Source organism: Deefgea tanakiae, from assembly GCF_019665765.1.
GTDB classification, from domain to species: Bacteria; Pseudomonadota; Gammaproteobacteria; order Burkholderiales; family Chitinibacteraceae; genus Deefgea; species Deefgea tanakiae.
In genome coordinates, this window is the sequence record NZ_CP081150.1 from 2,942,233 (window position 1) to 2,957,144 (window position 14,912).

Below are 14,912 nucleotides of genomic sequence, written 5' to 3' on the forward strand. Positions count from 1 at the left end.
GATGAATAAATGTACTCCGCCACTTTTATTTTTACCACAAAAGAATTAGACGAAGAATTTCACACCCTCGACGCGCTTATCGCGAATGCTGCCAAAGAATCCACAGGCTATCTGGGCGAAGAAGCCTGGGAAGACGCCAAAACAGGCCGCATCGCCAATATTTATTATTGGGAGTCCGAAATTGGCCTGCGCGAATTAATCGCCCATCCAAAGCATATCGAAGCTAAACAACGCTACAGCCAGTGGCTGAGCGGTTATCAAGTGATTATTTCGCAAGTGATTAAAACCTATGGCGACGATCAACTGGGACATTTACTTAGCAAATCTAGCAGTGCTGCCGATGTATCTTGATGTTCGAATACTGCAAGTCGCGGTAATTTCATCTATATAAAAGTCTGCATTTGACCATCACGAGCGAAGCGCCATGAGCCCCGAACAAGCCAATAAAACGATGAACGACTTGCTGAAAATGATGATTCAGCACAAAGCGTCTGACTTATTCATCGCCGATGACTTCCCGCCTGCGATGAAAATCAACGGCAAAATGACGCCCGTCGGCTCACAAAAACTCAATGGCACTGCCAGCAAGGCGCTGGCCTACAGCATTATGCGCCCCGATCAGCAGGCTGAATTCGAAAACGAATTTGAAGCCAACTTTGCGATCAGCCCCGAAGGTATTGGTCGATTTCGCGTGAATGTGTTTATGCAGCAAGAAAAAGTCGGCATGGTGCTGCGCACGATCACCAGCAAGATTCCGAATTTCGATGAAATGGGCCTACCGAAAATCCTGAAAGAAGTAATGATGCAAAAACGTGGCCTCGTACTGCTGGTCGGCGGTACCGGCTCAGGCAAATCGACGACGATGGCCGCGATGCTCGATTACCGCAACGAGCACAGCCACGGCCATATCATCACCATCGAAGATCCGATTGAATACGTACACAAAAACAAGAATTGCCTTGTTACGCACCGCGAAGTCGGCCGCGATACCAAGGGCTGGTTTGCCGCGCTGAAAAACACGCTACGCCAGGCGCCCGATGTGATTTTGATTGGCGAGATACGGGATAGAGAAACGATGGAATATGCGATGAATTTCGCCGAAACCGGCCATCTTTGCATGGGCACGCTGCACGCCAATAGCTCGAATCAAGCGCTGGAACGCATCGTCAATTTCTTCCCCGAAGAGCGCCATCCTCAGCTCTATATGGATTTGTCGATGAATATGCGCGGCATCATCTCGCAGCGCCTCGTGCCGACGCCCGACGGCAAGGGCCGCAGCGCCGCGATTGAAATTCTGCTCAATACACCGCTGGTGGCCGATTTGATTTTCAAAGGCGACGTCGGCGGCATCAAATCGGTGATGGCCAAATCCAAAGAGCTGGGCATGCAAACCTTCGATATGGCGCTGTTTGACCTCTACGAAGCAGGAAAAATCGGCATGGAAGAAGCACTAAAGAATGCCGATTCGCTGAATGAACTGCGCCTAAATATTAAGCTCAACAGCCAACATCACCGCAAAGAAGAACACAGCAGCGGGCTTGATCACCTCTCCCTCGAAGCGCATGCCGAGCCGGAAGTGGAAGAAGAGGCTGTAGAAAAAAATAAGTGATGTTTTTAGAAAAGCGGCCGCTCGATAACTATCTCTAAGCTTCGCCGCTGTTTATCAGATACTGGGCGCTGAATGATCGACGCGTGTCACCAAGAGTTGATCGATTTTGTAATGATCAATATCGACCACTTCAAATTTAAATCCTGCATGAATCACGCAATCGGTACGCTTTGGCACTTTGCGCAGTACATACATCATAAATCCCGCGATGGTTTCGTATTGATCGTCGTCGGGAAAAGTATCAATTTGCAAGACGCGCTCTAGATCACCAATCGCGGTAATGCCATCGACCAACCAAGAATTCGCATCGCGCTGCACGATTTGCTCTTCATCCGGTGCGATGTATTGATCGCCCATCAGCATGCCGGTGATGTCATTCATAGTAATCAGGCCAACCACCAGCGCATATTCATTGATGATGAGCGCAAAGTCTTCGCGTGCCGCTTTAAAGTGCGCCATAATTTCGGCCAAGGTTAGTGATTCAGGCAAAATTAGCGCATTGCGTAGCAAGCCATCGCCACGCAGTGAAATGCTCTCCCCCCGCAGAACATTGCTCAAAATATCTTGCGAATCAACATATCCAATCACTTGATCAATATTGCCCATACAGACGGGAAATTTGGCATGTGGATTGGCGAGGATTTTGTTTTTGATGAGCTCATCACTTTCGAGTCGATCAATCCAAACAATATTTTCACGCGCAGTCATGCTCGACGGCGCGGTGCGCTCTTCGAGTTCAAACACATTTTCAATTAACTGATGCTCTTGCTTTGCCACCACACCGGCCAAAGCACCTGCGTTGGCCAAGGCCAAAATATCTTCTGTCGTGATGTCGTTGAGCCGTGCCGCAGGTAGACCAAGCCGATCAATGACCAGATTGGCGATGCCATTAAAAACCCACACCAAGGGTTTAAGGCAAGTGACGCAAAACAGAATAGGCCGCACGATCATCACCGCGACAGATTCAGATGCGGCCATGCCGATGCGTTTAGGAATTAGGTCTGCAATCAGAATAAAGGCTGCGGTCACGCCAATAAATGCACCCATCGAACCCAAGCTTTCTGCGGTTCCTGCGTCAACAAAACGAGATAAAAACTGTGACAATGCTTGCGAATAAACACTTTCACCCAATACACCAGCCAAAATTGCAACGGCATTCACACCAATCTGTACGGCGGTAAAGAAATGACCGGGTTGAGCTTGCAAGCCAAGCACTAAATCAGCTCGCGCATCACCTTCGTCGCGCATTTGCTCCAATTTGAGCTTACGACTGGCTGCGAGTGAGATTTCAGAAATTGATAAAAAAGCGCTGATTGCGATCAGTAGGGCAATGAGCAGCGTGCTACTGAGTAAGTTCATGCGGGATAATCCATTGAAATACTAATTTGAACAGCATAACGACTTTTAGCTTAAACCAACAGTAAATAATCTTCGCAAGTCACGCCCCTAAAAAGTGGGTCAACCCTTGTTGCGCAAGGTAAATCAGCATTGATGATGAGGGAAGATCAGTGCAATAAATAGATCGCGCGATGAAGTTGTTCTTAATAATTATTAATCCCTAAGGAGGAATCAAAACCAAGGCTGAATGGCCTGTGCATAATGATCAACCAGTAAGGCAGTAAATAGCCAAGCTAGATAGTTAATTGAGTATCGAAATAAAGCCTTCGCCAAATCATCACTTGGCTGCCGATACAGCTGCCACGCTCGGGCAAGAAATTGAAAGTTCAGCAGCAACACCACCGACAAATAGAACCAAGATGAAAATCCCAAGGCGACCGGTAATAAAGTCGTGGCAGCCAAAATCCATGAATACAGCCAAATCGCCAACCGGGTAAATGGCGCTCCATGCGTCACCGGCAACATTGGCAAGCCAGCCCGACGATAATCATCCAAACGATAGAGTGCCAAAGCCCAAAAGTGCGGAGGCGTCCATGCATAAATGATTAAGAATAAAACCGCCGCTTCAGGCTGCACGGCATTGCTCATCGCCGCCCAACCCAACACCGGCGGCATCGCACCTGCCGCACCACCAATCACAATATTCTGCGGGGTTCTAGGTTTCAACCATTGGGTATAGACCACTGAATAAGCAAAAAAGGTTGCTAGCGTGAGATACATCGTTAATAAATTAACGAACAGCGCCAAAATTAGCAATCCGAGCGCAGCACAAAAAACGGCATAGCTCGCTGCAACCTGCCAAGACAGCGTACCTTGCGGCAAAGGCCGCAAATGGGTACGCACCATCAGTGCATCCCGCTTTCGCTCAAAAACACAATTGGCCGCGGCAGCGCCGGTGGCGACCAAGCCAATGCCTATACTGGCCGCCATCATCAATCGCCACTGACTCACATCAGGCACAGCGAGCAGCATCCCAATCAAGGCACAAAAGACAATCAAGGCAACAACGCGCGGCTTGCCTAGGCGAAATAAATCAGCACGGCGATCAGCGCCGATGAGTACCAAACTCGTCATGGCGTACTCCTTATCATTTCAGGCGATATTGCCTTGACTCGCCCAGCCACTAGCCGTGGCACGAGCATATAGCCGTACACCAATATACAGAGGAGTATTGCTGCGCCACCGTTGTGCGCGACGGCCAAAACCAGCGGCAAAGCCGCCAAAACATTCAAGATGCCCAAGAGCACTTGCAGCAACAAAGCCACGACTAAAACTAACGCGAAATAAGGCATCGCTCGACGTAATTTGATCGCAAGCCCACCCACGATCAGCAGCACCAGCACTGCGCCCAAACGATGCAGCCAATGAATCGCAGCCAAATGATCGATGGTTAACAGTTCGCCGTAAACATCACGCCCCAATGCTCGATCAGGTCGTAATGCGGTCATAAATCCTTCCGGTGGCATTAATTGCCCTTGGCATAGCGGAAAGTCGTTGCAGGCCAAACCCGCGTAATTGGTCGACACCCAGCCCCCCAAGATGATTTGCACGATCACAGCAGCTAAGGCAGCCAGAAACCAAGGCCGTGTGTTGGCTAAATCTGTTCTTGTCTGTCCAAAACAACGGCCAAACAAAGCCACCAACACCGCCAGCAAAGTCATGCCACCTAGCAAATGCGCAGTCACTACAGCGGGCATTAGCTTTAGAGTGACCGTCCACATGCCCAGCAGCGCCTGAAATACAATCACCAACAGGGGCAAAATAATCAACCATGCAGGCAGATCAAACTGCTTTCTCAGCATCAGCAAAGCGGTGCAAAGTATCAAGACCAATACGCCCAAAATGCCAGCAATATAGCGGTGACTCATCTCGACCCAGCCTTTGAATGGGTCGATTTCTCCGCCAAATCGCTGTTGTGCAAAATGTATTTCATGCGCCTCATCGGGCGCGGTCAATTGCCCGTAGCAGCCGGGCCAATCTGGGCAACCGAGACCCGCATCGGCTAAACGCACATACGCGCCGAGCATGATCAACGCCAATGTCCAGCAGATCACCACAATAAATAGCGTTTTAATTTTCATCGGATCATCATCCAGTGAGCGTCAGATGGCCTGCTTTAGCCTAAACCGCGATTGTTTTTTAGGATTTTGCCAATTTCGCGTATGACTTTTTGCCGCCCTTCAATTTGCGCGAGTTGCTCGGGGGGATAAAAAATGACGGCATTACCGTGTGGGTCAATCAGATAGAGCCCCAGCGCAAACTGCTGTGGCAAACGGCGATCGCAAGCGGCGACACTACGGATGCGATCACGCTCTTTGCCTTGTGCTGTTTGCAATTGAATGGCACTTTGCGCTAGCGTTTGCACTTGAGCCGAGCAGCCCGCGGGGTCATGCGCCAATAAACGCCACTGCGCATCACGCTCGATGGCGGGTTGCGCGATGAGTTTCCCGTAGCTATTGCCCCCTTGAATCTCACCGCGACTCCACAACCATTGCGCTAAAAGAATCGGCACAAGACAAATCAGCAGTATAGCCAGCAAGATCAATCTAGATTTAGTCTTTGGAGACATACACCGCCTTTGTTGCCCGATAAAAACGCAGCCATAGAAAAACACCAAAACCAGTCATACACCACCAGCTTAAGGCATAAGCTAAATGCCGCTGATAAGGTAAGGGTGGATGGATAGGCAAGGGCTGAATACCTAGCGGCGCGTCTTTGGCTATGCCATAAGTCGTGGCAATCGGCAAATGCGCCCACGCAGCAAAACGGCCCAGGTCTAGATTTTGAAATACTCGACCTTGAATTGGCGTGTCACTCAGCTCAAAGTAACGCGGTAATGGCTGTGCGACGATGCTGGGCGCGCCTTCTGCAATCGGGGGCTGTAAACGTTCACCGGGCGACCACCAGCCGCGATTGACCATCACGATACTGCCATCTTTGAGCTGAAACGGCGTAATCAGGTGATAGCCCACGCGACCATTCAATACACGCTGATCCAGCATGATTTCTGCCTGACTCAGCCATATCCCTTCGAGCTTAAGTACGCGCCAAGGCGGCGGCACACCGGCTGACCATGCCAATTCAGGCAAGGCTTGCTGCGCCTCAATTTCACTGAGCAAAATTTGTTTTTGCTGCGCACGCCAGAGTTGCCAAATACCCAATACAGCAGTCAACAAGACCAAGGCCGCCAGCGAACACAAAGCTGCGTACTGACGCTTGCGCAAAACTTGGCCACTTGGCCTAGTCTGATGAAGAGGAGGGTTTGTTATGAAAATTGTTGTCATCATTGTGCTCCTTGCCATCATTGTGTTGATGAGCCAAGCCTTAACTCGTTTAGTTCGTGGTACTTCGCATGGCCTGCTTTTGGCATTGACTTGGCGCGTTGGGCTGTCGATCTCGCTGTTTATATTTTTAATACTAGCTGGCCTGATGGGCTGGATCCGACCTAATTTCTGAACGGTTAACAACACGATCCAAACAGCGGCTTGGCTAAAGCCTGCTGCAGCAAAAATAGCTTTGCTTAGAGCCAATACACCAAGATAAACAGCAGCAACCACACCACATCTACGAAATGCCAATACCACGCTGCCGCTTCAAAGCCAAAATGATGCAGCGGCGTAAAGTGTCCGCGTTGCACCCGCAACCACATCACCGCCAAAATCAGTGTACCCACCAGCACATGTAGGCCATGAAAGCCGGTCAGCATATAAAACGTTGCACCATACGCTCCAGACGCAAGCGTGAGATTGAGTTCGCGCCATGCATGCTGATACTCATAAACTTGCAAACTCAGAAATAGCGCGCCCAAAAGCACCGTGATGCCCAAGCCCCAGCTCAATTGCTCGCGCTTGTTCCCAATTAAGGCCCAATGCGCCCACGTCAGCGTCGCCCCCGAAGTGAGTAAAATCGCGGTATTGATTGCAGGCAGTCCCATCGCGCCCATAATCTGGTAATCACTGGTTTTAGGCCCCGTTGCCAGCGGCCATGATGATGAAAAAGCTGGCCAAAGTAGCTTTTGGGTATCACTAAAAAAACCCAATTCAGGCACTGAAATCAATCGGGTATAAAAGAGCGCCCCAAAGAAGGCCGCAAAAAACATCACCTCAGAAAAAATAAACCAGCTCATCCCCCATCGAAATGAATAATCCACTTGCTGCCCATAATGACCGGCCTCTGATTCTTTAACCACATCGCCAAACCAGCCCAGCAGCATCCAGAGCAAGATCGCAAAACCCAGCAATAAACTCCAATTACCGAAACTCATCTTATTGAGGCTAAATGCAGCCCCCAAGCCCAGAAAAAACAAAGCAATCGCACCGACGACCGGCCAGCGTGATGGGGCGGGCACAAAATAATGTGCATCGTGAACGCCATTTTCCACATTCATTACCCACCTCCATTCATCACGAGATAGCGCGCTACAACCAGCATGAGCACCACCAAAGCTGCAGCAGAAACCAAACCTAACACGATGATGTGCCGCAACTTAATAGGCGCTTGCTCAGCATTTTTCCTGCTGCGAACCCCAAAAAATCCGGCCATTACCGCTTTGAATGCGGCCAGCACTTCGCTCATTGCGCCACCGCCTGCAAGCTATACGATAAAGTTGCCGCGCCCATCTCTGCGGGCAGCTGATCGGCTACCAATAACACCACCGTTACTTCACGTCGTTCGTTGGCTTGCAACACCAATTCATCAAAACAAAAGCATTCCAATTTTTGCAATAAGCCTGCAGCGCGTACCGGAGCGAAACTTGGAATGGCGCGTAATTTAAGTGGCTGATCGGAGGTATTCGCCAGTAAAAATCGCGTTTTCACAATGCCACCCGCTTGCGCCATTTGCACGGTGTCTAAAGCCTGAATCGTCGCCGCAACGCCACTGGCGACATTCGTATCGAACTCAAGCCTTAACGCGGCACTCGATTGGGTAATCGATGCTTGCGCCTGGTCGATACCTAGCGCTTTACAAAATGCCACATACAAGGGTGATAAAGCGTAGCCAAAGCCAAACATCAGCAAAGCAATCACCGCCAGCTTGATTGCCATTTTTTGATTACGTTGTGCCAAGCTCGTCATGAGGCATCTCGATATGTATATTCAGCAGAGCCATTCAATTCAATTGATGTAGCGCATTACCCATCAATGACGATTTGCCTAACAATCACTAGCGCAAAAAATATCGCCGCGAGCATAGTGAGTTTTAGCGCAGTTTTTTGATTGGCATTCATGCTTTACTCCACCGCCTGCGCGCGCAAACCGCGCTGCACGGTTGCTAAATCGGGTGGTGTTTCCCATGTATGGTGTGGCGCGGGTGACGGCACCTCCCACTCCAAGGTATTACCTCCTTCCCATGGGCTGCTCGGGGCAGGACCAACACCGCCGCGAATGGTATGAATCACATTAAAGAAGAAGAAAATTTGCCCAAGGCCAAAACAGAATGCGCCGACGCTGGCGATGGCGTTAAAGTCAGTAAATTGCAGCGCGTAATCGGGAATTCGGCGCGGCATTCCGGCCAAGCCCAAAAAGTGCATCGGAAAGAAGGTGACGTTGAACCAGATCATCGACCACCAGAAATGAAACTTGCCGCGGCCTTCGTGGTACATATAACCAGTCCACTTCGGCAACCAATAGTATACGGCTGCAAACAAGCTAAATAGAGCGCCAGCGACCAATACATAATGAAAATGTGCCACCACATAATAGGTGTCGTGCATCTGGGTATCGACTGGGGCAATCGACAAAATCAAGCCAGAAAAACCACCTACGGTGAATAGACAGACAAAGCCAATCGCAAACAGCATCGGGGTTTCAAATGTCAAACTGCCTTGCCACATCGTGGCGATCCAATTAAATACTTTCACGCCGGTCGGTACGGCAATCAACATGGTCAAAAACATAAAAAAGAGTTGTGCCGTAGCGGGCATCCCTACCGCAAACATATGGTGCCCCCAGACCATAAATGACAAAATAGCGATCGAGCAAGTGGCGTATACCATTGAAACATAGCCAAACAAAGGCTTGCGAGAGAATACAGGTATAATCTGGCTCACAATCCCAAAAGCGGGTAGCGCCATAATGTAGACTTCGGGGTGGCCGAAAAACCAGAAAATATGCTGAAACAGTACTGGGTCACCACCGCCAGCCGCTTTGAAAAAATGCGTGTCAAAATGTCGATCCGTCAGTAGCATCGTCACCGCGCCTGCGAGCACCGGCGCAACGGCAATCAGCAAATAAGCTGTAACCAGTGAAGTCCACGCAAACAAAGGCATTTTGAGTAAAGTCATGCCAGGTGCACGCATATTGAGCACCGTAGTGATGATGTTGATTGAGCCCATAATCGACGACAATCCCAGTAGATGAATACTAAAGATCGCTAAATCCATCCCCATACCACTTTGAATCGATAAGGGGGGATATAAAGTCCAGCCGCCGCCTGCCGCGCCACCCGGTACAAACAAAGAAATAATCAACAGCGCCGCAGCGGGCGGTAAGAGCCAAAAACTCCAGTTATTCATCCGCGCGAAGGCCATATCGGGCGCACCAATCATCAGTGGCAACATCCAGTTTGCTAGGCCGGTAAATGCCGGCATAATCGCGCCAAAGACCATGATAATGCCGTGCAGTGTGGTCAGCTGATTGAAAAACTCCGGTTGCCAATACTGTAATCCTGGCTGAAAAAGTTCGGCACGTATCCCCAGCGCCATCACGCCACCCGTTATAAACATGACAAAGGCAAACCATAAATACAGCGTGCCGATGTCTTTATGATTGGTCGCATACAGCCAACGCTGCCAACCACCTTGCGGGTGATGAGTGGCAAGTCCATGATCGGTATGGTGCAAAGTGTCTGAGCTCATCATTCGTCCTTATTTTCTCGCCGCACGAATTTCAGCAGGCATCACGATGTCGGCCTGATTGCCCCAGCTAGTGCGCTGATAGCTCAATACTGCCGCCAATTCCACATCCGATAATGCCGACCAAGCTGGCATTGCATTTTTGCCCTGCAAGACCAAATCGATATGCGCTGCTTTGGCACCCGTGGCAATTTTTGAGCCTACGATGGCAGGATATGCGCCACCACCAATACCGTTCGATTTATGGCAAGACGCGCAATTGGCCTCATATACTTGCTGCCCGCGGGCGATCAATTCAGTCCGAGTCCATGCTTTATTCGGGTCATCTTTGGCCGCTTTTGCGCGCGCTTGTTGAGTGGCGATCCACTTAGAAAAATCATCCTCAGAAACAACCTGCACCACAATCGGCATAAATGCATGATCTTTACCGCATAACTCAACACACTGCCCACGGTAAGTGCCGATTTTTTCGGCTTTAAACCAGGTATCGCGAATAAAACCGGGAATGGCGTCTTGCTTGACGCCAAAGGCAGGCACCCCCCAGCTATGAATCACGTCATTACTGGTGGTGAGAATACGAATTTTCTTGCCAACAGGCACCACGACAGGCTCATCGACTGCCAGTAAATAGTGCTCAGTTTTCGCCTGACCTCGACCATCGAAGTTTTCAATTTGCTCGCGTGGGGTGGCTAGCTTACTTTTGAAGCCAAAACCATGATCCAAGTAGTCGTAAGACCAAAACCACTGAAATCCCGTCGCTTTAATCGTAAAGTCGGCGCCGTGCGTGTTTTTTTGCGCCAAAATCACACTGGCGGCTGGCCACGCCATGCCCAGCAAAATAATGGCGGGTATCAAGGTCCACAGAATTTCAACCAAGGTGTTTTCATGAAACGGCTTGGCCTCGTGCCCGAGTGATTTTCTATGGCGCAAAATGGCGTAAAACATAAAGCCAAATACCAAAAAGAAAATCACAAAAATCACTAACATCAGCCATGTGTGCAGGGATTCAATTTGCCGAGCAATACCCGTCACAGGGGGCTGGAAGGACCACATTGCATCTTGCGCGCACGCCCAATGCGCTGCGAAAAAAGCACCTACACCCAATAGACGTCTGAGCATTCGTCCGTCTCCAGCTAACTTGTGCTTTTACACTAGCTGAGATTTCATAAGGTGCAAGTCTTTGAATTAATATAGAAAATTGCTGCAAAGCAACAATGGCCGCTTATCTGAAAACGTAGAAAATAAACTCAGTTACGACTATCAAAAAGCTAATCACTCATTGTTGTGATTTGCTCTGGGAGGGCGACATCATGGACTTACATCTCAACGAACTCGACCAACACTTCACCATGCCGGTAACTCGAAAAATAGCCATCAATCGTCCATTAGTTTGGCTACAAATGGGTTGGGCTGACATGATGAAGCATCCTGCACCTAGCTTGATGTATGGGGTGCTGATTGCTGTGATTGGTGGTGGTTTATTGCTTTTTTCACAGCAAAATCTTCATTTATTTACCACGGCAATTACCGGCTTTTTGCTGCTCGCCCCCTTAGGTGCCGCGGGGATTTATGAATTGACTAGTGAACGTGACGAGGAACGAGAAACTTCATTTATGCAATCGATTCACGATCTATATAAAAACGGTGGGCAATTAGCATTTTTAGGCGTGATTTTGGCCATGGTGGCCATTGCGTGGGAACGCGCATCTGCAATTTTATTTGCCTTAATGGTGCCACAGCAAATTACCAGCACGGATTCAATTCTTGCTTCACTCACAGGTGAAATGCTACCGTTTACCATCATTTGGGCGGCATCAGGATTTGTGTTGGCTTGTTTTGTCTTTGCGCTAACCGCCGTTTCAATTCCGATGCTTGCTGATCGTGAAGTTGATAGCGTTACCGCAATGATGACTAGCCTACGTGCAGTGGCAGAAAATATTCCCGCCATGATCGTGTGGGCTGCTATCTTGGTTGGGCTCACTGCGATTGGTTTTGCTACCTACTTGATTGGCCTAATCGTCATTTTTCCGCTACTTGGGCATGCTACTTGGTACGCCTACAAGGAACTGGTTGAGTAATGATTCATGCATTCTACATGCTGACGGAGACTGGCAGTACTGACGTATTTAATCGGCCTACTTATAATTTTCTCTTATCAGTTACACGAATTGGGACGCTGACAAGAAACTGCTTGAGTAAAAATACACACTCTCTGCATCTTGACGGAAATCAGAAAAACTGAGCTCGTGCGGGATAATCCCGATTTGGATGCTTGCGCTTACCCTTTAGCATGGCCGTTAGATTGAACACAATCGACGGCCTTTTTTATTACTTCGGAGAATATTCAATGCAATTTGAATTACGCAAACTGATGCTGGCCACGACGCTAGCCTTGCTGGCGGGGACCACACTGGCAGCCAATAAAACATTGATCTATTGCTCCGAAGCAAGTCCTTCCGGTTTTGATCCTACTCGCCAAGTGACTGGCACGGATTTTGATGCATCAGCCGAAACGATTTTTAACCGACTCACTGAATTTGAGCGCGGCTCAACGCAAATCCGCCCAGGTCTAGCTGAGAAATGGGATGTGTCTGCCGATGGCCTAACGTACACCTTCAATTTACGCAAAGGCGTTAAATTTCATACCACCCCGTACTTCAAACCAACGCGTGAGTTTAACGCTGACGACGTTGTGTTTACGCTCCAGCGCATGATTGACAAAAATCATCCGTTCAATAAAGCCGCACCGGCTGATTTCCCTTATGTTTCCGACATGAGCTTGGATACCAATATTGCCGCGATTGAAAAAGTTGACGCGCATACGGTTCGCGTCAAACTCAAAACGGTCGATGCCGCTTTCTTACAAAACTTGGCAATGTCGTTTGCGTCGATTCACTCCGCTGAATACGCCGATCAATTGCTGAAAACAGGTAAAGCGAATCAAATTAATACACAACCGATTGGCACTGGCCCCTTTGTTTTCCGTAGCTATCAAAAAGACTCGAATATTCGCTACGACGGTAATAAAGACTACTGGCGCAAAGGTGAAGTACAGCTCGACAAATTGATTTTTGCTGTCACGACAGACCCTTCGGTTCGCTACCAAAAACTGCAAAAAAATGAATGCCAAGTGATGGCCTACCCGCGTCCCGCTGATTTGAAATCAATTGAAGCCAATCCAAAATTGAATCTTCTAAAACAAGCTGGTTTTAACGTGGGCTGGTTGAGCTACAACGTCGAACACAAGCCAATGGATAAACTCGAAGTGCGCCAAGCACTCGATATGGCGATTAATAAACCCGCCATTTTGGCTGCGGTCTACCAAGGTGCAGGTCAACCAGCCACCAATCCAATGGCACCAACGCAATGGTCATACAATAAAAAACTCAAAGATGCGGCTTACGATCCAGTGAAAGCGAAAGCCCTGCTAAAAAAAGCCGGCGTTCCTGAAGGCACTGAAATCACGCTATGGGCGATGCCAGTACAACGTCCGTACAATCCTAATGCCAAATTGATGGCTGAAATGATTCAAGCCGATTGGGCCAAAGTCGGCATCAAAGCGAAAATTGTTAGCTATGAATGGGGCGAATACATCAAGCGCGCCAAAGCGGGTGAGCACGACTCATTGATGATTGGCTGGACTGGCGACAATGGTGATCCAGACAACTGGTTGGGCGTGAACTTGGGTTGCGAAGCGGTGGGTGGTAACAACTACGCACGCTGGTGCAATAAAGAGTTCAACGACATGGTCGTGAAAGCACGTACGTTGAGCAATCAAGCTGAGCGCACCAAGCTTTACGAAAAAGCCCAAGAAGTCTTCAAACGTGAACTGCCTTGGACGACGATTGCGCACTCCACCGTCTACCAACCTGTGAGCAAATCAGTTGAAGGCTTTAAAGTCAGCCCGTTTGGTCTCAATTCATTTTACGGCGTGACTGTAAAATAATTCACTACTGCGCCCAATCCCGAGCAGGGATTGGGCCTTTTCTATGCCTTATCGTCTAACCACCCGTGCTGTTTTTGACGGGGAGAGTGCTTATGTTTAGCTTTATCTTCAAGCGCATCTCAGTCGCAATTCCTACTTTCTTGGGTATTACGCTACTGGCCTTTGCGCTGATTCATATGATTCCGGGCGACCCTGTTTTGCTGCTGGTCGGCGAGCGCCGCCTTGACCCTGAATTTTATCGCGCCGCGATGCAGCGCTTAGGACTCGACCAGCCTTTATACGTGCAATATTGGGATTATCTGCGCAATTTATTGCAAGGCAATCTCGGTGAATCCATGGTCACGCACGAACCCGTGATGGCTGAGTTTCTCAAATTATTCCCCGCTACCGTTGAGCTATCGCTCTGTGCGATGCTATTTGCCGTTGTCTTTGGTTTGGCAGCAGGTATGCTCGCGGCCACCAAACGAGGTACGGTCATCGACCATACGGTGATGGGCGCTGCACTCACCGGCTATTCAATGCCGATTTTCTGGTGGGGCTTGATTCTTATTATGCTGTTTTCGGTCCATCTGGGCTGGACACCGGTATCAGGGCGTATTTCTTTGGAATACGATATTACCCCCGTGACCGGATTTATGCTGATTGATACTTTGCTATCGGGTGAAGAAGGTGCCTTCAAATCAGCGGTGATGCATTTGATTTTACCGGCAGTCGTACTCGGTACGATTCCAATGGCCGTTATTGCACGGATGACTCGCTCATCCATGCTAGAAGTGCTGCGCGAAGACTATATCCGCACCGCACGTGCCAAGGGCCTTTCGCGCTCGCGCATCATTTTGGTTCACGCGCTGCGTAATGCGCTAATGCCGGTCGTCACCGTGATTGGTTTGCAAGTTGGCACACTGCTGGCTGGCGCGGTACTCACCGAGACGATTTTCTCTTGGCCTGGGATTGGTAAATGGCTGATCGATTCGATCTCACGCCGCGATTACCCCGTTGTGCAAGGCGGTATTTTGCTCATCGCTACGATGATTATTTTTGTTAACTTGCTGGTTGATATCTTGTATGGCGTTATCAATCCACGTATTCGTCACGCGAGGTAAGGT

At 49.2% G+C, this 14,912-nt stretch carries 16 protein-coding genes; 6 read left to right on the plus strand and 10 right to left on the minus strand.

The window, feature by feature from the left end; all coding sequences use genetic code 11:
- The first annotated feature begins 9 nt into the window (after window positions 1-9).
- On the plus strand, window positions 10-351 hold the full coding sequence (locus K4H28_RS13740; protein WP_221005716.1) for an antibiotic biosynthesis monooxygenase family protein: 342 nt from the start codon (window positions 10-12) through the stop codon (window positions 349-351).
- 73 nt (window positions 352-424) lie between these two features.
- Complete coding sequence (locus K4H28_RS13745) at window positions 425-1,609, plus strand: PilT/PilU family type 4a pilus ATPase (protein WP_221005717.1); 1,185 nt, start codon at window positions 425-427, stop codon at window positions 1,607-1,609.
- A gap of 54 nt (window positions 1,610-1,663) precedes the next feature.
- On the opposite strand, the gene paeA is transcribed toward K4H28_RS13745, so the two are convergent.
- From paeA to K4H28_RS13770, 5 genes are all read right to left on the minus strand, one after another.
- Complete coding sequence (paeA, locus tag K4H28_RS13750; RefSeq protein WP_221005718.1) at window positions 1,664-2,968, minus strand: polyamine export protein PaeA; 1,305 nt, start codon at window positions 2,966-2,968, stop codon at window positions 1,664-1,666.
- A gap of 210 nt (window positions 2,969-3,178) precedes the next feature.
- Complete coding sequence (gene cyoE / locus K4H28_RS13755; protein ID WP_221005719.1) at window positions 3,179-4,081, minus strand: heme o synthase; 903 nt, start codon at window positions 4,079-4,081, stop codon at window positions 3,179-3,181.
- Window positions 4,078-5,088 carry a COX15/CtaA family protein gene (locus tag K4H28_RS13760; protein WP_221005720.1) on the minus strand — a complete coding sequence of 337 codons (1,011 nt, stop codon included), beginning with the start codon at window positions 5,086-5,088 and terminating at the stop codon, window positions 4,078-4,080. Before K4H28_RS13760 ends, cyoE begins: the two co-directional genes overlap by 4 nt.
- A gap of 35 nt (window positions 5,089-5,123) precedes the next feature.
- Window positions 5,124-5,576 carry a hypothetical protein gene (locus tag K4H28_RS13765; protein ID WP_221005721.1) on the minus strand — a complete coding sequence of 151 codons (453 nt, stop codon included), beginning with the start codon at window positions 5,574-5,576 and terminating at the stop codon, window positions 5,124-5,126.
- Complete coding sequence (locus K4H28_RS13770; RefSeq protein WP_221005722.1) at window positions 5,560-6,231, minus strand: SURF1 family protein; 672 nt, start codon at window positions 6,229-6,231, stop codon at window positions 5,560-5,562. Before K4H28_RS13770 ends, K4H28_RS13765 begins: the two co-directional genes overlap by 17 nt.
- A gap of 43 nt (window positions 6,232-6,274) precedes the next feature.
- Here K4H28_RS13770 and K4H28_RS13775 point away from each other — a divergent pair, with 43 nt between their 5' ends.
- A complete protein-coding gene (locus K4H28_RS13775; RefSeq protein ID WP_221005723.1) occupies window positions 6,275-6,463 on the plus strand; it encodes a DUF2909 family protein in 189 nt (62 codons plus the stop codon).
- Window positions 6,464-6,527: 64 nt separating this feature from the next.
- Here the strand turns inward: K4H28_RS13775 and K4H28_RS13780 are convergent, their stop codons facing one another.
- The 5 genes from K4H28_RS13780 to coxB all read right to left on the minus strand — a co-directional run bounded on the left by K4H28_RS13780 (window position 6,528) and on the right by coxB (window position 10,979).
- Complete coding sequence (locus tag K4H28_RS13780) at window positions 6,528-7,394, minus strand: cytochrome c oxidase subunit 3 (protein ID WP_221005724.1); 867 nt, start codon at window positions 7,392-7,394, stop codon at window positions 6,528-6,530.
- A complete protein-coding gene (locus K4H28_RS13785; protein WP_221005725.1) occupies window positions 7,394-7,582 on the minus strand; it encodes a DUF2970 domain-containing protein in 189 nt (62 codons plus the stop codon). The genes K4H28_RS13780 and K4H28_RS13785 overlap by 1 nt, the downstream gene beginning before the upstream one ends.
- Window positions 7,579-8,082 carry a cytochrome c oxidase assembly protein gene (locus K4H28_RS13790; RefSeq protein ID WP_221005726.1) on the minus strand — a complete coding sequence of 168 codons (504 nt, stop codon included), beginning with the start codon at window positions 8,080-8,082 and terminating at the stop codon, window positions 7,579-7,581. Before K4H28_RS13790 ends, K4H28_RS13785 begins: the two co-directional genes overlap by 4 nt.
- Window positions 8,083-8,237: 155 nt before the next feature.
- The gene (gene ctaD, locus K4H28_RS13795) at window positions 8,238-9,863 is read right to left on the minus strand and encodes a cytochrome c oxidase subunit I (protein ID WP_221008062.1); all 1,626 of its coding nucleotides are present in this window, start codon (window positions 9,861-9,863) and stop codon (window positions 8,238-8,240) included.
- Between the two features lie 9 nt (window positions 9,864-9,872).
- Window positions 9,873-10,979, minus strand: coding sequence for a cytochrome c oxidase subunit II (gene coxB / locus K4H28_RS13800; RefSeq protein WP_221005727.1), 1,107 nt, complete (start codon window positions 10,977-10,979; stop codon window positions 9,873-9,875).
- Window positions 10,980-11,170: 191 nt separating this feature from the next.
- Here coxB and K4H28_RS13805 point away from each other — a divergent pair, with 191 nt between their 5' ends.
- From K4H28_RS13805 to K4H28_RS13815, 3 genes are all read left to right on the plus strand, one after another.
- Complete coding sequence (locus K4H28_RS13805; RefSeq protein WP_221005728.1) at window positions 11,171-11,938, plus strand: DUF2189 domain-containing protein; 768 nt, start codon at window positions 11,171-11,173, stop codon at window positions 11,936-11,938.
- 269 nt (window positions 11,939-12,207) lie between these two features.
- Window positions 12,208-13,806: an ABC transporter substrate-binding protein gene (locus K4H28_RS13810; protein WP_221005729.1), complete on the plus strand. Its 1,599-nt coding sequence runs from the start codon at window positions 12,208-12,210 to the stop codon at window positions 13,804-13,806.
- A 92-nt stretch (window positions 13,807-13,898) separates the two neighbouring features.
- Window positions 13,899-14,909: an ABC transporter permease subunit gene (locus K4H28_RS13815; protein WP_221005730.1), complete on the plus strand. Its 1,011-nt coding sequence runs from the start codon at window positions 13,899-13,901 to the stop codon at window positions 14,907-14,909.
- Window positions 14,910-14,912 lie beyond the last annotated feature (3 nt).